This is a genomic window from Bacillus sp. FSL R9-9410, from assembly GCF_038050385.1.
Classification (GTDB): Bacteria; Bacillota; Bacilli; order Bacillales; family Bacillaceae_G; genus Bacillus_A; species Bacillus_A cereus_U.
Map to the genome: position 1 here is coordinate 3,331,515 of NZ_JBBOTV010000001.1, position 18,638 is coordinate 3,350,152.

Sequence of the window (18,638 nt, forward strand, 5' to 3'; positions counted from 1 at the left end):
TAAAACAGAACGTTAATCATTTCCGCTACCGCCTTCATGACCCCGGACTTGAACCCTAGAGAATATGTACATGCTGGGCGCACACAAAAAGGAGAAGTCTATGTGACCTTCTCCTTTTTTAGGAATAAGAGATGATATCAGCTGCTATCCCTTTTTCACTAACAATTTTTTGATATTTACGACTCACTGAAGATTGGCTGATTCCAAGAGCTTTTGCAGCCTTAGTCGTTGTTTTATATTGCTTCATTGCAAGTAAAATCAATTGTTCTTCTACAGAATGTAGTGCTTCTTGTAATGGTAATACTCTTGTAATAACTGGCTTTGATTTTTTAAAGTCATAACCAGGTGTTAAAAACTTACTAACAAACTCCGCTTCAATTACTGGATCGTCTGCTGATACTACTAAACGTTCAATCATATTTTGTAATTCACGTACATTTCCTGGCCATGAATAAAACTCTAGTAAGCTAAGCGCATCTGGAGTTAAATGATAATTTTTATTATATTTTTCATTTAACTGTTGCAAGAAATGAAAGGCAAGTACCGGAACATCTTCCATTCGCTCTCGTAGGGGAGGAACTCGCAACGGAATTACATTTAGCCGATAAAACAAATCTTCACGGAATGTTCCAGATTCCACCATCTTTTCAAGACTCTTATTTGTAGCAGCAATAATTTGTACATTTATTTTCGTAGGTATTGTACTTCCAATAGGAATTACTTCTTGTTCCTGTAGGACTCTAAGCAATTTCACTTGCAAATGTAAAGGCATTTCTCCAATTTCATCTAAAAATAAAATACCTTGATCAGCCCGCTTAAAATATCCTTCTTTTCCATTTTTATCGGCTCCTGTAAAAGCACCTTTCGTATAACCAAATAGTTCACTTTCTAACAAAGTTTCTGGAATTGCACCACAATTTAATTTTAAAAATGGCTTTGAAGATCGGTTTCCAAGTTGATGAATTGCCTGAGCAATTACTTCTTTTCCGACGCCAGATTCTCCAGAAATAAGAACATTAGAAGAAAAATCTGCTATTTTTTTAGCTTGGTTAATAATTTGCTCCATTTTTGGACTACAGTAAATAAGCTTCTTAAGAAAACGATCTTTATTTTTAAAGTCATCTAACTCCTTCTTATATCGCTCTGATATCTTCTTTATTTCATGTAATTCCGTCTTCAATCTCGTCGCTTCGGTAATATCCCTTGAGGCAATAATAATACGATGAAGCTCCCCGTTTTCATTAAATACAGGGTTTCCAACTGCTAATATTTTTCTTCCGCTTTTTGTTTCTTGTACAACTGATACCTTTTTTTGTTTTTCCAACACTAATCGCGTAACAGATGGACTAAATAATCCTTTCTTTTCTAAGTCTAAAAGATTTTTTCCTAAAAGGTCTTTCAAATTACTCCCCCAAAAATCATTGATAACAGTTTCACTATAACGAATTAATTCCCCTTTATGATTAACAACTAATATTTCATCATAAATGCTAGACAAGATTGCATGTAAATCTTTATTTAAATCCTTTATATATTCAATTTCCATCGCCATGTCCTCGACCATCGGCAAATCTTGCACAATAATAACCATTCCTTCAATACTTTGATCAAAGTTTGGAATCGGACTATAGTCAACTAATACACCCATCTCATTTGTGATTTGTAATTGATTCAAGATCGTTTTTCCCGTTGTAAATACGTTATTAATGTGCTCTTCGTTAAAAATCAGTTTTGCTGGTACATTCATAACTTTTTCAGAAGTCGATTTAATCATCTTCAAACCAGACTCATTGCAATTTACAATTTTCTTTTCACGATCTACTACAAAAATCCCCATTGGAATAGACGTTAAAATAATTTTCAATATATCAACACTCTGATTTTCTTGTTTAAATAGTTCTGCAAAAACATCCTCTCTTCTTATATATCCTGTTAGCTCATCTATTTCATTTTTTACTATCGCAATCGGCTCTCCAATAATTTGAAAAAGAGCTGTTAAAGAAATATCTTTACTAAGATGACATATTGTATCTAGTGAAACAGCATTTGAAAGCAATACCTTAGCAGTTAATCCCTTACTATTTGATAGCAGATCCTTCACATGAACGTATGCAAATAATTTCTCCCCTCTTTTTAAAAATAGAAAAGATTCTTTTATATTTTCAACATCTATATTCCATTCCTTTTCAGATTGATCGATAGATAGAGAAACAATAGGTCTAATTTTTTTATGAGCAATGGAAAACATGCTGCTATTCCTCCTTTGAACTATATAATTTGTATTGTATCATTAAATACAGATTTTTTTAATTAATCTGAAAATAAAACGTTTTTTTCTTTACTTAATAAAAAAAGGAAGATGAACGCCTCCATCTTCCTCATTTTTCTATTATTAATCACTACCATTAACGAAAAGATCTTCTTGAATATAAGCTAATACCATGCCTGGAATTACTTTATCTCCTGCCTCTACTTCTAAAGATTGAACTTCTCCACTACATCCCATCTTAATTACTTCCAGCTTACCATTCATATCTTTAATAGAGAATAATGGCTCCCATTCATAAATTCGCGAATCCTTATTAATAGACACTTTTTCAATTATTCCATAACATGGGCTCGTAATAATATCATAATACACAATCAATCATCCCTTTCTTTTATTCTATTAATATTGTTCTTCTAACCTTTGTGACTGAAAACACCCCGCTTTTATATTTTTACTAATTGTACAAAGCAATAATTGTGCCAAATGAAAATACCATATTGACCATCATTTATCAGCCATCCTCCCTAGACTTGCCCCTCTTCCTTATGAATCGTTGAATGAATTATGCAATACTGCATGATTGCCCAATCTTCAAAGCAAAAGACATCGGATCCATTCCCGATGTCTTTTGCTTTTTTATATTTCCTGTACTTCTTCAAAATGCATTTGCGGAGGAGCTGAACGAAACATCTTCGTAATATATAGAAGGTACCCAATTCCAATAGCAGCCCAGCAAAGTCCCAAAATAAGTGAATGGATATTGAGGTTAAACCATAGTACCGCTACAGTAGCAGCACCCAAAATAGGCATAACTAAGTAATTTAAGAAATCTTTTATCGTTTTATATCTTTTTTTCTTGATTATATAGTAAGAAATTACAGACAAATTAACAAATGTAAATGCAATAAGCGCTCCAAAGTTAATAAGAGATGCTGCTGTTTCTAAATCAATGAATATAGCGAAGAGCGAAATAATTCCTACAAAAATAATATTATATACAGGAGTTCGCCAGCGAGGATGAATGTATCCGAATATTTTCTTCGGAATTACATTATCTCGCCCCATTACGTATAATAATCGAGATACACTTGTATGAGAAGCTAAACCGGACGCAAGTGTCCCCATAAGGGTTCCTACTAAAAAGAAAGCTTGAAATAATTTCCCGCCAACATATAGTGCAATTTCTGGAGATGCTGATTCTTGATTTTTAAATACAGATGTATCTGGAAACATAGATTGTGTAAAATACGTAGTGGTAATGAATAAAACTCCACCGATTAAAGCAGTAAGAAAAATAGCTCGAGGAATTGTTTTCTCCGCGTTTGGTGTCTCTTCTGAAAATGTAGTTACTGCATCAAAACCTAAAAACGAGAAACAAAGAATTGTCGCACCTGCAACTAACGGTGATATTTGTATATCTGATTGAAAAAACGGCTGAATGGAAAAGATTTCTCCTGTTCCCTCTCCCGATAATAAGCCTTTTATAACTAGAAAAACAAACACGGCCATTACTAACACTTGAAATATTACTAAGAAAGTATTGAAATTAGCAGTAGCATTTACGCTAATCATGTTTATTAATGTAATCAGGAGAACAAAGCCAATGACCCATACCCAACTAGGAACACTTGGGAAAAATGCTGACATATAAATTCTCGTTAATAGTGCGTTCACCATTGGTAGAAACAAATAATCCAATAACGCGGACCATCCAACAAGAAACCCAAGCCTTGCACTAATTGTCTTCTGTGTATACGTATAAGCAGATCCTGCGGTAGGAAAAACCTTTACCATTTTGCCGTAGCTTGCAGCGGTAAACAACATCCCCGCTAATGCAATAAGATAAGCTCCTGGAACATGACCACCCGTTTTTTCAGAAACGATTCCAAATGTATCAAACCCAACCATCGGTGTCATATACCCGACCCCTAGCATAACAATTGACCAAAGACCTAATGAACGTTTTAAACCAACTACTTTTCCCACCTATCATTCCTCCTACTTTCTCTATCTAATTTCCATTTAAAAATCGACAGTTAAAAGGAAGCGTTTTCAAATAACTATATATCACACCGAATATTACCTCCCTTTTCTTTACTTTTTAAATATTCATGCAATTTTTAAGCCAAAATTTCTAGCATTTAAAAATTCAATAGTAAAAAGAACGTATAGGTGGAGTTTGGTCTCATTTCTTCTCATTTTTTATTCATTTTGGCATAAGTTATTCAATCTCTCATACGACTAAATATGAAAAATAAAACTTTAATCCTTGTTTTTTTATTCCCACTTCCTCAAAAATTGGGCTTTTACAAGATTAAAATATTTCCATGAAATAATAACATTATGTAAACTATTCATAGCAAAAAAGCTGTCTTTTCTATAAAGACAGCTTTTCTATAACACTATATTAAAAATTGAATACGAAGTCATCGTCTGCTAACTTTTCAACATTCGTTGCTTTTACGTAACCATTTCCTTTTACAGAGAAGAAGTCATGGTTTTTCGTATCTGTACGTAAACCATTTAAAACGATTGGATTAATTTCTTCTTCTTCAAACTTCGGCTCAAGCCCTAAGTTCATAAGTCCTTTATTCGCATTGTAACGAACGAAACGATTTACATCCTCTACAAGACCGATAGAAGTGTAAATTTCTTCTGTATATGCCAATTCAATTTCATACAGTTTCATTAATAACTCTTGCGTTTCCATTTGTACTTCTTGTTGCTCTTCTGCAGAAAGTTCCGCGAAGATTTGTTGTGCTAAAATACCAACGAATACGCCGTGAATTGACTCGTCACGAATTATTAAGTTAATAATCTCACCACTTGCCGTCAATTTGCCTTGACCTGCTAAGTAAAGTGGATAGAAGAACCCACTATAGAATAAGTAACTTTCTAAGAACACACTTGCTACCATTGCCATGTATAACTCTTTTTTCGTTACTTCAGGCTTTAATAAACGACGATAGTAACTAGTAACAATACCAGCTTTTTTCTCAAGTAATGGATGGTTATCTACCCATTCAAAAATATCATCAATTTCTTCTTCAGTAGCTAACGTTGTGAAAATATGGCTGTAACTCTTCGCATGTACTTCTTCCATAGCGCCCATGAAAGCTAATACACTTTTCGCTTGTAAATTTTCAAGATGAACAAGTACAAGAGGCATCCCTTCGCCGCCTTGTTTCGTATCTAAAAGTGTTAAACCACCTAATACACGCTTATAAGCAATTTGCTCTTCTTTTGATAATTGTGCCCAAGTATTTTTGTCAGAAGACACTGCGATTTCTTCTTCTGTCCAAAACTGAGCGATGTTTTGCTTCCAAAACATTAAACTAAAATCATCTTCTTTTTTGTTCCAGTTTACCGCACGCATTAAATCGCCCCTTCTCTAAATAAACATAAAAAATTGATAACTAAGCATGAGCAGGGTTCAGAAAAACCCTGCTCATAATGTCTCACTTTTTATATTAAACGGTACAAGCCACGCACTCTTCCACGCTTAATTTACGTGTTCTCGTATAATAAAGACTCTTCAAGCCTTTTTTATGTGCATAAATGTAGTAACGTGCTAACTCACGTGTTGAAATATCACTATTAACATAAAGAATGGTACTAATTCCTTGGTCAATATGTTCTTGAACTTCTGCGATTAAATCAATTAATTTAAACTGATTCATATCGTAAGAAGATTTATAGTACCAGAACGTATCTTTTGATAAATACGGCATTGGATAATATGTTGTCGCATTCGCATACGTTCTTGATTCAATTTGACTTACGATTGGCATTACGCTTGAAGTTGCATTTTGAACGTAACTGATCGATTGTGTCGGAGCGATTGCAAGACGATATGAGTTGTATAAACCATTCTTCTGTACTTGCTCTTTTAAACTTGTCCAATCTTCTTTTGTTGGAATATGAATTCCTTCAAATAATTGCTGAACTGTTTCAGTTACTGGGCTGTAATCTGTCGTTTCATACTTTTCAAAGTATGTGCCGTTTGCATAATCAGACTTATCGAAGTCTTTAAATGTTTCCCCTTTTTCTTTAGCGATCTCCATACTTTTCTCAATCGAGTAGTAATTTAACATCATAAAGAATGTACGAGCGAATTCTTTCGCTTCAGCACTTTCATAAGCGATTTTATTTTTTGCTAAATATCCATGTAAGTTCATTGCTCCAAGTCCAACTGAATGAAGCTCATCATTTGCTTTTTTCACAGTTGGGGCATTCGGAATGATCGTCATATCAGAAACAGCTGTTAAAGCTTCCATTCCCGCATGAACTGCTTCACGAATTTCTTTATTTTCCATTACGTTTACGATATTTAACGATCCTAAGTTACAGTTAATATCACGACGGATAATGTCTTCTGTACCGTAATCATTTATTTCAGAAGTTTCTTGAAGCTGGAAGATTTCTGTACATAAGTTCGACATCTTCACAGTTCCAATATCCTTCAGTGGATGTTGGTTATTTGCATTTGATTTAAACATTAAGTATGGGTAACCAGACTCAAGCTGAATCATAGCAATTTTAATAAGCATATCACGCGCACTAATATCTAGTGGCTTCTTCTTCACTTTCGGATTGCTCATTAATTCATCGTACATTTCGTCGATATCTATATCATCTAAATGTTTTCCGTACTCTTTAAATACTGTATAAGGCGCGAAAACATGGAAAGGTTCGTTTTTCTCAGCAAGCTCAAAGAACTTACTTGGAATGATAATTCCGATTGATAGAGACTGAATACGGCTCTTCTCATCGGCATTGATTTTTTTTGTATCAAGGAATTCAATAATATCCCAATGGAAAATGTTTAAATATACTGCACCTGCACCTTTTCGTTGCATATTGTTACTCCATATCGTTAAAACGTATGGGGGATAGTCATTTCTGCTACCCTCTCTATATCGCTATAGAGTCCAGACCATATCTTCTTCTCACCAAATTTTTTATCTAACCATGTATCATATGTTCGATGCACATAAATATGGCATGAGTTACAGAGGGGTAATAAATTCATCATAAAGTTTGCTTGCTCAATACTTTCAAAGAAACGAAACGGAATAATGTGGTGTAAATTTAATGTATTTATATCGTATTTACTTAAACACCTTTGAATTTGGTTGGTTTGAGAAGCCAGGTTCGAGCTACATAGTCTCCTATATAGCCACTTGGTCGTTGAACCTTCTCCTTATCTAATAGATTTAGGAGCTCGGCTGCTGATTTCCTGCAATCTTGGATTTTCAGGGGTCGCTACGTAATTTCTTCGTAGTATCCTACCTCGATATACTCAGGCGTTCCAGCAATTGACCCGGTTTTATAGTTGAGCCATAAAGTTAACCCAACTGATTCGCATATGAAAACGAATCTTCAAGTAATTTCATAACAGGTACTACACCACTTGCGGCGTTATCAATACCTTTAATTTGCTCGCCACGTGCGCGTAGCTTAGATAAGTTTAAAGCTACTCCCCCACCGATTTTCGATAATTGCATTGCAGTATTAATGTTAAAGCCGATTGAATTTAAGCTATCATCCATCTCTAACAAGAAACAAGACACCATTTCTCCTCTTCTGCTTCTTCCCGCATTTAAAAAGGTTGGTGTCGCTGGTTGGTAGTTTTGTTTTACAATCATGCTTGCGAAGTGTTTTGCCTTCGCAACATCACCGCGTCCTAAGTATAATGAAACAATTGCTACACGATCTTCATAGCTTTCTAAGTATTGTTTTTGATCATTCGTTTTTAACGCATAATCTTTATAGAACTTAGATGCTGCCATATAAGATTGGAACTCGAAGTTTTCACCATAAGCGATGTTATAAACTCCTTCTACTTCCTCCAAGCTATACTCGTCCAGAACGTTGTAATAGTAATCATGTTCTTTCATATACTCCATTCGCTCTGCCACGCTATTAAAATGAACGGTATTCTCTCTAGCTTCTTCCATAAAGACTTCTAATGCCTCTTTATCTTTATGAAGCTGATAAAAACCGTCCTGCATTTGCGTGATTTCATTATTCAGTTCAATGTGTCGCAATCTCCCGCACCCTTTCTTTAAAATATTCTACATCATTATTTGTTCCAGATAACTCAAATTTTGATACAATAGGCACTTCATATTTAGTAGAAATTTTGTCAGCACTTGCACCAAACATGTCTCCCCAATTACGATTGCCACTTGCAGATACGCCTTTTAATTTTTCATTATTGCGTTCTAAAAAGTCTAAAACACGTTCCGGTACATTTCCAAAACCTGTTGTATACGTAATAAGAATAAAGTCTTCATCTAATACTAGAGCTTCTTCAATTTGAACGGCCGGCATATTTAATTTGTGGATGAAACGCTTCACGTTTCCTGTCATAGAATCATATGCAACTAACATTTCCGACCCTCCCTCTCCAATCTATATTCTCTGTATGTCGTTTCTTGATTTCTCTATATATTGTATTACGTTTCAAAATAAGACACAAGATATATGTATAAATTCTTTCTTTTTTTAACTTTTACTTTTCGACATGACCGTCGATTTTTTTCAATACAAAGACTATGAAACAACATTCTAAAACTCATGTCAATAAAGTGCTTTTCAAAAAACTTGTCAACGAATTTAACCTTATTTTTAAAAAAGTTAGCAATATTTTTTGTCATAAAACAGTAAATGCTGGAGTAATATATTTCTCCAGCATCACGCAAAAAAGAACAGACCTTAAACGATAATCTGTTCCAAAAAACGATTACATTTATCAATTTTACTTTATTAAATATTTATACATACTCTTTCGTTCCTCGTTACATACTAAAAGATAACTATTATAGAAAAAGATTATTATTATGGAACTTCAATTTATTTATGAAAAAAATTATTCAGGGTGCTCAATACGCAAAATATCTTTTACAAATATATGATGTGGATTCTCATCTTTATCAAGCATTGTGCATACAGGAGCTTCTTCATCAAAGTATACAATTATTCCTTCTACGTACTGATATGTATGTTGAACTTGTACAGTTACTTTAATTTCTATTGCTTGCTCATATGCTCTTTTTATTTTCTGAAGCATTTTTGCTGAACATTTTCGTTTCTCTGGATACATAACCATTCCCATAAACTTATTCCCAGCTCTATCTTTCCACATGTAATCCCAATGTGGCAATATGCCTTGTTTAAAATCCCCCATAATTCTCCTCTCCTTTATCTTCTCTATTTATGAACGTGGTGTTTCTGAATATGTATAAATTACCTGTCCACCGCGCTGTGCGTTCCCGATAATATGTTTAAAATCTTCTCGATTTACAACAACTTCTCTGAACGTATAAAATACATCTTTCGTCGCAACATACTCCTTTATTTCACCATTTTTCAGCTGATCCAAAATTGTATTTGCTAATTGTTCATCCATGTATTTCACCTCTCTGCAATAGTTTATTTTATCGCATCTTCTATAGGTCGACAACGGTAAAATTATCCCTTTATTATTATGTAATTCACTTTCATTATTTTTATATCTATATCACTTTATTATATTCGCACTAAATATCATATACTAACATAGCTACTTCTCTATATCAAACTTTTTGACACTCTGTATAACAAAGTTCCAAGCCACTGTTTGTTATTTTATTTTATGCTACAATATACACATAGAACTAGGAGGGATACTATGATTCGGAAAGCAAAAAAGACAGATGCGGTAGGAGTAGCACCTTTACTATATGACGCTCTGCACGAAATTGCTGAAAAAATCACTGGTAGCACAATTGAAGCAAAAGTAATACTAGGACTTGAAACATGGTTCGCAAAAGAAAATAATCGATTGAGCTATGAAAACTGTTTAGTGGCTGAACAAGATGGAAAGATAGTTGGGGTTATTGTCGTTTATCACGGTAGTGACACTGAACAACTTGATGCACCAATCGTACACTACTTAAGAGAACTACATGAAGACGAATCCATTACGTTAGAAAAAGAAGCTGAACTTGATGAGTATTATATTGACACGTTGTCAGTTTCAAATATGTACAGTGGACGTGGCATTGGCTCTAAATTAATCGATACAGCTGAACTTTATGCAACTGAAAAAGGGCATGAAAAAATCGCCTTACTTGTTAATTTAGAAAACAAACGCGCTTTTTCACTATATGAAAAACTTGGTTACAAAGAAGATAAAACCGTTATGCTCGTTGGTGAACCGTATGCCCATCTCATAAAACCATTACGGTCATTGGTTTCTATATCTTAAAAGGACAATTCTTTTTTACTTGTTATGTAGAGAAAGAGGCTGCCAAATGGACAGCCTCTTTTAAATTAATTTTGTATTTAATACATTTCCATCCATCGCCTCATGAAATGTATACGTTGTACATCCCCATGGCTTCCTATGGAAAATAGGCGAACCAGACCATCCCATTGCCCTCAGTTCAGTCCCAATCATCGCATTAAAATAACTATGACCTACAAGGGCAATACGTCCATGTACGAGCGCATAGCGGTGCAACATATTAGCAGCTTTCCTTGCTCTTTCTCGTACTTCCTTATAAGACTCAACCTCTTTACTATAACCAACTATCCATCGTGTACGTCCAATAAACATCCATACATTCGGTTTACATTTCAACCATTTTGGAGCATAAAAACTCGTTGGAATTTCAGCTTCCCTAAAAAGAGGATTTTGCACAAAAGATAGGGAATCCAATAACTCAGCCGCTGACTGTACAGCACGCCTTTGATCACTCGTTACAGCCAGTTTCGCTGATTCAATTGCCTCAATTGTTTCAATTGGTATAGGAGTTTCTTTTACTGTAGTCCCTAAATCATATTGCTTCATCCATTCACGAAATGAAATAATTGTCATTGGCTCTATAGTACCGTCCAAACGACCATGACGAATAAAAGAAATTCGCATTCTTTCCACTCCCCATTCATCACTTACGAACTATATTACGTACTATTTCTTATTGCCATCATACCATGCATAAAAAGAAAGTTATATATCCCCACCACTATCATGTGTTATCGAAGTGTGCACACCATCCAGTCCATCAAAATATGTAGTTGTTTCATGGTGACGCACTTTCTTTAACTGTATATATGAAAATAAAAATAATAAAATCGCTATAAAGCTCCCCACAATTTCAAACATCATTTTCCCGCCCCTAATTTCTCCCACTTTAGTAGGTTATTGTATCTTTCATTATACTCCTATATAAAGATGTATGCACTTTCATCATTCCTCTCCTAAACAATATTTTTTACATATTTCCTTACAAAAAGTGAATATTTTTCGAATTTTTACTTTGGAAACATTTACAAAGTAGTAAATATAGTTCAAAATAAGAGGAAATAAAAAAGCCCAAATTATTCTTTTTTTGGGAAAACTGGAACAAGGAGAGTTGCTTATGCAAATCGCAGAAACTGGAGATATCATTGAATTTAAAGGTGGAATGCAAGGCCGTGTTCAAAAGGTAAATCAAAACTCCGTTATTGTTGATATAACAATTATGGAGAATTTTAGAGAACTAGATATGGAACCTCTTACAGTTGTAAGCCATAAAAACTATACTGTCATTAATCAACATGCATAATATAATAGAAAGAAAGGATCTGTATATCATACAGATCCTTTCTTTCTATATTAACGATTATCGATCTTTTCTGGATATAAATCGTGATTCATCATACGGTGGTCTGCCATTTTCTCATACTTAGTTCCTGGGCGGCCGTAGTTACAGTAAGGATCGATTGAAATACCACCACGTGGTGTGAATTTCCCCCATACCTCAATATAGCGTGGATCCATTAATTTAATTAAATCATTCATAATAACGTTCATGCAATCTTCGTGGAAGTCACCATGATTTCGGAAGCTAAATAAATATAGCTTTAAAGATTTACTCTCTACCATTCTTTGTTCTGGAATGTAGCTAATATAAATTGTTGCAAAATCTGGTTGTCCTGTTTTCGGACATAAACTTGTAAATTCAGGACAATTGAATTTTACAAAGTAATCACGGTTTGGATGGTTATTATCAAATACCTCTAAAATTCCCGGGCTATATTCAAATAAATATTTTGTATTTTGATTTCCTAATAATGTTACATCTTTTAAATCTTCATCTAATCTTCCTGCCATTTTAAACATCCCTTCTCATTATACCCCTCGTTTATTTCCCCATACTAACGCATGAAGCTGAGGCAGTACTTTCGCATCATTCATTTCTTTACAATTCACAGCTTTTTCAATAAGCCACTCATATTTTTCTAATAGTTTTTTTATAAGCACCGCATCATCCACTGTTTTCGTATCATCATTTCCTACTTGTAAGAAAAATGGTACATTCGGATAACGCTCGTGCATCTTAACTGCATATTCAAAATCTTGATCATCGAATACTACTACTTTTAAACTAAAATCTTTCTCTGCTAGTTTATGAATAACAGAATCTAACATCTGAAAATCTGTTTTCATAGCTGAACTTGGTGGTTTTGGAGAAATCGTTACCTCATCAATTTGAAGCAACCAATCTTGCCATTTACTCCCTTGCGTTTCTACCGCTGTTCGCATTCCATTCTCCTTTAATATAGAAAGAAGAAATTGCATATTTTTCAGCAAAACAGGATTTCCACCCGAAATCGTAACATGAGAAAAATTTTCTCCACCAATTTCTACAAGCTCATTCCAAATGTCTTCCGGTGTCATTTGTTTAATTTGATCTTTGGCCGATCCATCCCATGTAAAAGCAGAATCACACCAAGCACAGCTATAATCACAGCCCGCTGTACGGATAAACATTGTCTTTTGCCCTACAACCATCCCTTCTCCTTGAATGGTCGGACCAAATATTTCTAAGACGGGGATTTTACTCATCGAGCATCCACTCCCGTCTTACTTCCGCATAACTAGTCGGCGTCTCAAAAAGACGAACAAATTCAACACGAGCTCCCTTGTATTCGTTCGCACGATTATCTTTCGTTAATGCTTCTGCCATCTTTTCATAAATCCAAACGACCATATTTTCAGCAGTCGTATTCATTTCTGGCAATGTTTCGTTTAAATAACGATGATCTAAATAAATTTCTATTTCATTTTTCCAAATCTCTTTTATATCGCCAAAGTCAATTGCAAGGCCTATTTCATTTACATATCCGCTAATTCCAAATACGACTTTATATGTGTGTCCATGTAAATTTTTACATTTCCCTTCATAGCAGTGTAAATGGTGCGCTGCGTCAAATGTAAATTCCTTGCTGACCATTACTCTTTTATTATGATATTTGAGTTGTTCACGCTGAATATCCTTGTCCATTTTTTGCAAATTTTCTACGATGCGAAATCCAAAAAAGTTATCCATTAGTTGCTCGCTCCTTCGCGTTCTTGTAGATACGTATCTAATCCTGCTTTACGAAGTTGACATGCTGGACATTCACCGCAACCATCTCCAATGATTCCGTTATAACATGTTAATGTTTTTTCTCTAACAAACTCAAATGCTCCAAGTTCATCAGATAATTTCCATGTCTCTGCTTTATCAATCCACATAAGTGGTGTATGAATAACAAACGGATAATCCATAGATAAATTTAATGTAACGTTTAATGATTTCACAAACACGTCACGACAATCTGGATAACCACTGAAATCAGTTTCACATACACCCGTTACAATATGACGTGCTCCAACTTGTTTTGCTAATACAGCCGCAAATGATAAAAATAGTAAATTTCGTCCATCTACAAATGTTGATGGCAATTCACCTTCTTCATGTGTAATCTCCATATCCGTTCTCGTTAACGCATTTGGAGCAAGTTGATTTAATAAACTCATATCTAGTACCGTATGTTTAATTCCTAACTCTTTCGCGATTTCCACTGCACAATCAATTTCTAACTTATGACGTTGATTGTAATTAAACGTTACAGCTTCCACTTCTGCAAACTGTTGTATTGCCCAAAATAAACATGTTGTACTATCTTGTCCACCACTAAAAACAACAACTGCTTTTTCTTTTTTCATTTCACTCATTCTCCTTCTCTACTACGAATAAGAAGAAAGAACGTTCTTGAACTGTCACAATAAAAAAACAAAACAATACCTAATGATATTGTTGTTTCCATAGTTTTTTATAGAGGGAGTTCGCGAACCTCTCCCATGCAGTGCACGGAATTTCTTCTTTCATTGACAAAGATTATTGTAACATATTGTATACTACCAGAAAAAATTTCTGATTTTTTCCGCTATTTCATATTTCATTTCTTTCATTTTATAGTATGATTAATTTAATGTTAGAAGAGAGGAGACATCCCACTGAAACTCTTTATTATTTATCTCTTTTTAAATATATTATCCATCCTTGTTACAATGCTTTTATATCATTTATTTTGGAATCAAAAAGGGAAACGCTCTCCTAAATTAAATTCAGCTATGTTTATTGTATTATGTTGCCTCGCTACCATACTATGTATCACTTTCGCAGCAAAAACAAACTATGGATTTCAATTTGATATGCGTCATATCGTATTAATTGTCGGTACATTAACAGGAGGTCCTATTGCCGGTGCTTCCATCTTAGCTGTATTAAACATATATCGCTTTTTATTAGGAGGGATAGGTGTTTTCCCATCCTTTATAGCTTCGGTTCTACTATTCATTGTTCTACTATTAACATACAAACTGTTTAACCGAAGTTCTAATCGTATAAAAATAGCACTCGCTATCTTTTACAGCCTCATATTCGGATTTGGCTGGATACCATTTTTCCTTTCAGAGGTTACAAATACGGCAGATTATATACCACATATTATCGTGTACGAACTATGTACGATGCTTGGTACAATCCTTATTTTATATTTGCTACACATATTACAAACGCAAGTTCGTCTCCAAAATGAACTTATGAATGCTGAAAAATTTCATTTAATCGGTGAAATGGCAGCTTCTATCTCTCATGAAATTCGCAACCCTTTAACTTCAACGAAAGGATTTTTGCAACTTTTACAGTCAGATACATGTTCTGAGAAGGAACGAAAATTATATATCGACATAGCCATTAATGGTATCGAACAAGCAAATCATGTTCTTACAGACTACTTAACTTTTGCAAAACCGAGTATTGAAAAAGAACAACAATTACAAGTAGAGGAAGAATTACTCCATGCGTTATCTTTAATTACACCTCTCGCCAATTTAACAAATGTTCGTATACATTACATAAAGCAAAGTACATCCTTCTTTATAGCTGGTGAAAAGCAAAAGCTGAACCAATGCTTATTAAATATTTTAAAAAACTGTATTGAGGCTATGCCTAACGGTGGTGACCTTATTCTTACATTAGTTCCAGATCATAAACATATACAATTATATATAAAAGATACAGGTATTGGTATGGATCAAGAACAAGTAAAACGCCTCGGGTCACCTTTCTACTCGACGAAAGAAAAAGGGACCGGACTCGGGATGATGGTCGTCTTCAGTGTTATTCAAGCAATGAATGGAAAGGTTGATATTATTAGTGAAAAAGGAACAGGTACAACATTTTTATTAACTTTCCCGATCATACAAAAAACGTGATGAAGTTCATCACGTTTTTTCTGTTCCTTCAACTAATTCTGCAAAAGCTTTCACCTTTCCATGCGGCTTTTGATTTTCTTTCCGAGCTTTCCAAGCGCGCTCTTCTTCTCTCTTTTTCTTTGACATACTTTTCAACTCCTTTTTCTCTTCCTCATGTAGTATTCCAAAATAAGAAATAAAACTATGCATGAGTAAAAAAGGAAAAGAAGCGGTTCGCCGCTTCTTTTCCTTTTTCCCGCTATTTGAGGGCAGCCCGATTGTTGCGGACTAATAATCAGTGATATGCCCCCTTGATTAAAGTTTCACTTTACCGCTGTAAAATTGCATGTTTCGCTTCTTTTAGCTGTGTAAGATGTCTTTGTTCGTGTAAATCCAGAAATTGAACCCATTGATATAAATTCAAATCATTAAAAATAGGATGTTTTAATCCATTTTCAAATAATTCTTTTTCATCTATCACACTATGAAGTGCATGAAATAATTCTTGTCGTGAATGTTCTAGTAATTGAATTCCTTGCAGTTTTTTCATTAATGTTTCTGTTGGTTTCATTTGTTGAGGAGCTTCTCGTTTATGCGTGCGATCAAGCGTAAGTTGGAGGTCTTTAAATGGAGCAAGTTTTCTTTCTTTTTTTTGCAAAGCATATACAAGGGCAGATGTGACAGACTGTTCAACTAAATGCAAATGATGCAAAATTTGAATAATACTCCATTTATCACGGCGTGGCTTTACATTCACCTCTGTATCATTTAACATTTCAATTTCTGATAACAGCGTGCTTCGTGTAGACTGTAATGAGTGGACTAAAGTTTCTAAACTAACATCCATATTAGATTGAAGCATAGTGCTTTCCCCCTTTTGTTGGTGAAAAGGGGCGCTCCCCATTAGAAACACCCCTCAAATAATTCTGAATTTTCTTTTATTATCTCATCATTCTTCCATTATGTCGATGTTAAACATGTGAAAAAAGTGCATGTTTTTTACAATTTTGTGTCGTCAACAGCACGTAACCACGCTTCAATTTCTGTAATTACACTTTTTACACACCCTTCAGCGAATGGTGATGTTAAATTTGCAACTTCTACTAATTCTAAGAATGATTTACTTCCACCTTGTTGACAAAGATTCACATAATCTTCCCAAGCCTCTTGTCTATTATCTCTTGCACGTTTCCAAAATTGCAGTGCACAAATTTGAGCTAACGTGTAGTCAATATAATAGAACGGTGAGCTATAAATATGGCCTTGACGTTGCCAGAAACCACCACGCTCTAAATAATCATTATCTTCATAATCACGATGTGGTAAATACTTCTTCTCTATGTTACGCCATGCTGACTTACGTTCTGCTGGCGATGCTTCTGGATTTTCATATACATAATGTTGATATTCATCTACAGATACACCGTACGGTAAAAATAGAAGTGCTGAACTTAAGTGTGAGAAGTAATATTTATCCGCATCTTCTTCAAAGAATAACTTCATCCATGGCCATGTAAAGAATTCCATACTCATTGAATGGATTTCACACGCTTCATATGTTGGCCAATTATATTCTGGAATTTCATACTTACGACTTTCATATACTTGGAAAGCATGACCAGCTTCATGTGTTAATACATCAATATCACCAGACGTTCCATTAAAGTTTGAGAAGATGAATGGTGCTTTATAATTCTCGATATATGTACAATATCCACCACCAGCTTTTCCTTTTTTCGCAACTAAATCTAATAAATCATTATCTAGCATGAAATTAAAAAATTCATCTGTTTCAGCTGATAATTCTTTATACATCGTTTTCCCGTGATTAATAATCCAATCGGCATCGCCTTTTGGAGTTGGATTACCTGTAGCAAACTCAAAGTTTTCATCATAATAAGCGAGCTTTTCTACACCAATGCGTGCTTTTTGTCTATTTCTTAACTCTGTTGCAACCGGAACGATATAATCTAATACTTGCTGACGATAGTTCGCTACCATTTCAGCATTATAATCTGTACGATACATTCTTGCATATCCTAATTCAACAAAGTTTTTAAAACCAAGTGTTTTTGCGATTTTCGTTCTCACTTTAACAAGCTCATCATAAATACGATCTAACTCTTCCTCATTCTCAGCTAAAAATCCGTAGTATGCTTCACTTGCTGCTTTACGTTCGCTTCTTTCTTTTCCTTGCATAAACGGAATAAGTTGCGATAATGTTCTCTCTTCTCCTGCAAAATCAATTTTTGCAGATGCTAATAACTGTGTATATTGTGAAGACAATTTATTCTCTAATTGTAAATCTTTCACTACTTCATCTGAATATGTTTTTAAATCACATTCAGCTAGAGCAAATAATTGCTTTCCATAATACGCTTCTAATTCTTCACGGAATGGAGAATTAATTAACGCCTTATAATATTTTGTTCCATAGCCTTGTACAACTGGTGAGTATTCATCAAAGAAATCTTGCTCTTCCTTATAAAAAGCATCTGTCGTATCAACAGAATGGCGAATGTAACAAAGATTCCCCATTGTACCAAAATCATTACGAATTTCATTAATTGAATTAATTACTTGTTGCTGTTCTTCAAGCGTTTTTGCCTTATCGAATTTTTCTAAAGCAACAATAAACTTCTCTTTTAATTCTTCAATATTTGGCCGTTTATATTCATAGTCTTTAAATGACATGAACGAGCCCCCTCTCCATTATATGCATCATTACTATAATTCAATGCTTACTTACAAATCTCCTCTTATTCTTCAGCAAAATGCGGTAGATGATGTCATGAATATATGCACACAAAA

20 protein-coding genes, 2 pseudogenes and 1 riboswitch are annotated in these 18,638 nt (G+C 34.4%); of the genes and pseudogenes, 3 read left to right on the forward strand and 19 right to left on the reverse strand.

The window, feature by feature from the left end:
* Positions 1 to 118: 118 nt before the first annotated feature.
* From MKX77_RS17350 to MKX77_RS17395, 10 genes and pseudogenes are all read right to left on the reverse strand, one after another.
* Positions 119 to 2,248, reverse strand: coding sequence for a sigma 54-interacting transcriptional regulator (locus MKX77_RS17350; protein WP_341307322.1), 2,130 nt, complete (start codon positions 2,246 to 2,248; stop codon positions 119 to 121).
* Positions 2,249 to 2,392: 144 nt separating this feature from the next.
* Positions 2,393 to 2,641: a hypothetical protein gene (locus tag MKX77_RS17355; RefSeq protein ID WP_078173247.1), complete on the reverse strand. Its 249-nt coding sequence runs from the start codon at positions 2,639 to 2,641 to the stop codon at positions 2,393 to 2,395.
* A 264-nt stretch (positions 2,642 to 2,905) separates the two neighbouring features.
* Positions 2,906 to 4,255, reverse strand: a complete 1,350-nt coding sequence (locus tag MKX77_RS17360; protein ID WP_341307323.1) for an APC family permease — start codon at positions 4,253 to 4,255, stop codon at positions 2,906 to 2,908.
* 421 nt (positions 4,256 to 4,676) lie between these two features.
* Positions 4,677 to 5,645 carry a class 1b ribonucleoside-diphosphate reductase subunit beta gene (nrdF, locus tag MKX77_RS17365; protein WP_341307324.1) on the reverse strand — a complete coding sequence of 323 codons (969 nt, stop codon included), beginning with the start codon at positions 5,643 to 5,645 and terminating at the stop codon, positions 4,677 to 4,679.
* Positions 5,646 to 5,739: 94 nt separating this feature from the next.
* A pseudogene (locus MKX77_RS17370) lies at positions 5,740 to 7,125 on the reverse strand (ribonucleoside-diphosphate reductase subunit alpha); the annotation flags it as partial.
* Between the two features lie 20 nt (positions 7,126 to 7,145).
* On the reverse strand, positions 7,146 to 7,421 hold the full coding sequence (locus MKX77_RS17375) for an HNH endonuclease signature motif containing protein (RefSeq protein WP_341307976.1): 276 nt from the start codon (positions 7,419 to 7,421) through the stop codon (positions 7,146 to 7,148).
* Positions 7,422 to 7,620: 199 nt separating this feature from the next.
* Positions 7,621 to 8,319 (reverse strand): annotated as a pseudogene (locus MKX77_RS17380) (ribonucleotide reductase N-terminal alpha domain-containing protein); the annotation flags it as partial.
* A complete protein-coding gene (nrdI, locus tag MKX77_RS17385) occupies positions 8,306 to 8,665 on the reverse strand; it encodes a class Ib ribonucleoside-diphosphate reductase assembly flavoprotein NrdI (RefSeq protein ID WP_105584136.1) in 360 nt (119 codons plus the stop codon). The gene nrdI and the pseudogene MKX77_RS17380, both read right to left, overlap by 14 nt.
* 478 nt (positions 8,666 to 9,143) lie before the next feature.
* On the reverse strand, positions 9,144 to 9,461 hold the full coding sequence (locus tag MKX77_RS17390) for a hypothetical protein (protein WP_215555673.1): 318 nt from the start codon (positions 9,459 to 9,461) through the stop codon (positions 9,144 to 9,146).
* A gap of 27 nt (positions 9,462 to 9,488) precedes the next feature.
* Positions 9,489 to 9,683 (reverse strand): abortive phage infection protein, encoded by a 195-nt coding sequence (locus MKX77_RS17395; protein ID WP_113936983.1) that lies wholly within the window; start codon positions 9,681 to 9,683, stop codon positions 9,489 to 9,491.
* Between the two features lie 261 nt (positions 9,684 to 9,944).
* On the opposite strand from MKX77_RS17395, the gene MKX77_RS17400 reads away from it, so the two are divergent.
* Positions 9,945 to 10,523, forward strand: a complete 579-nt coding sequence (locus MKX77_RS17400) for a GNAT family N-acetyltransferase (RefSeq protein ID WP_341307325.1) — start codon at positions 9,945 to 9,947, stop codon at positions 10,521 to 10,523.
* 60 nt (positions 10,524 to 10,583) lie between these two features.
* On the opposite strand, the gene MKX77_RS17405 is transcribed toward MKX77_RS17400, so the two are convergent.
* Entirely contained in the window at positions 10,584 to 11,186 is a 603-nt protein-coding gene (locus tag MKX77_RS17405) for a histidine phosphatase family protein (protein ID WP_341307326.1), read from the reverse strand.
* 81 nt (positions 11,187 to 11,267) lie between these two features.
* Complete coding sequence (locus MKX77_RS17410; RefSeq protein WP_002086806.1) at positions 11,268 to 11,426, reverse strand: hypothetical protein; 159 nt, start codon at positions 11,424 to 11,426, stop codon at positions 11,268 to 11,270.
* 253 nt (positions 11,427 to 11,679) lie between these two features.
* Here MKX77_RS17410 and MKX77_RS17415 point away from each other — a divergent pair, with 253 nt between their 5' ends.
* Positions 11,680 to 11,865, forward strand: coding sequence for a YkvS family protein (locus tag MKX77_RS17415; protein ID WP_002064385.1), 186 nt, complete (start codon positions 11,680 to 11,682; stop codon positions 11,863 to 11,865).
* Between the two features lie 50 nt (positions 11,866 to 11,915).
* On the opposite strand, the gene queF is transcribed toward MKX77_RS17415, so the two are convergent.
* From queF to queC, 4 genes are read right to left on the reverse strand one after another with little or no spacing between them, the layout of a single operon-like run.
* Positions 11,916 to 12,413: a preQ(1) synthase gene (queF, locus tag MKX77_RS17420; RefSeq protein WP_341307327.1), complete on the reverse strand. Its 498-nt coding sequence runs from the start codon at positions 12,411 to 12,413 to the stop codon at positions 11,916 to 11,918.
* Positions 12,414 to 12,431: 18 nt separating this feature from the next.
* Positions 12,432 to 13,148: a 7-carboxy-7-deazaguanine synthase QueE gene (gene queE / locus MKX77_RS17425; RefSeq protein WP_341307328.1), complete on the reverse strand. Its 717-nt coding sequence runs from the start codon at positions 13,146 to 13,148 to the stop codon at positions 12,432 to 12,434.
* Positions 13,141 to 13,632 carry a 6-carboxytetrahydropterin synthase QueD gene (gene queD / locus MKX77_RS17430; protein ID WP_002011526.1) on the reverse strand — a complete coding sequence of 164 codons (492 nt, stop codon included), beginning with the start codon at positions 13,630 to 13,632 and terminating at the stop codon, positions 13,141 to 13,143. Before queD ends, queE begins: the two co-directional genes overlap by 8 nt.
* Positions 13,632 to 14,294 (reverse strand): 7-cyano-7-deazaguanine synthase QueC, encoded by a 663-nt coding sequence (gene queC, locus MKX77_RS17435; RefSeq protein WP_002158728.1) that lies wholly within the window; start codon positions 14,292 to 14,294, stop codon positions 13,632 to 13,634. Before queC ends, queD begins: the two co-directional genes overlap by 1 nt.
* A gap of 93 nt (positions 14,295 to 14,387) precedes the next feature.
* Positions 14,388 to 14,431, reverse strand: a riboswitch (PreQ1 riboswitch).
* Positions 14,432 to 14,639: 208 nt separating this feature from the next.
* Here queC and MKX77_RS17440 point away from each other — a divergent pair.
* The gene (locus MKX77_RS17440) at positions 14,640 to 15,848 is read left to right on the forward strand and encodes an ATP-binding protein (protein ID WP_341307329.1); all 1,209 of its coding nucleotides are present in this window, start codon (positions 14,640 to 14,642) and stop codon (positions 15,846 to 15,848) included.
* Positions 15,849 to 15,857: 9 nt separating this feature from the next.
* Here the strand turns inward: MKX77_RS17440 and MKX77_RS17445 are convergent, their stop codons facing one another.
* The 3 genes from MKX77_RS17445 to MKX77_RS17455 all read right to left on the reverse strand — a co-directional run bounded on the left by MKX77_RS17445 (position 15,858) and on the right by MKX77_RS17455 (position 18,521).
* Positions 15,858 to 15,974: a DUF6254 family protein gene (locus tag MKX77_RS17445; RefSeq protein WP_000038354.1), complete on the reverse strand. Its 117-nt coding sequence runs from the start codon at positions 15,972 to 15,974 to the stop codon at positions 15,858 to 15,860.
* A 181-nt stretch (positions 15,975 to 16,155) separates the two neighbouring features.
* Entirely contained in the window at positions 16,156 to 16,689 is a 534-nt protein-coding gene (locus MKX77_RS17450; RefSeq protein WP_002149622.1) for a DinB family protein, read from the reverse strand.
* Between the two features lie 137 nt (positions 16,690 to 16,826).
* Entirely contained in the window at positions 16,827 to 18,521 is a 1,695-nt protein-coding gene (locus tag MKX77_RS17455) for a M3 family oligoendopeptidase (protein ID WP_341307330.1), read from the reverse strand.
* Positions 18,522 to 18,638 lie beyond the last annotated feature (117 nt).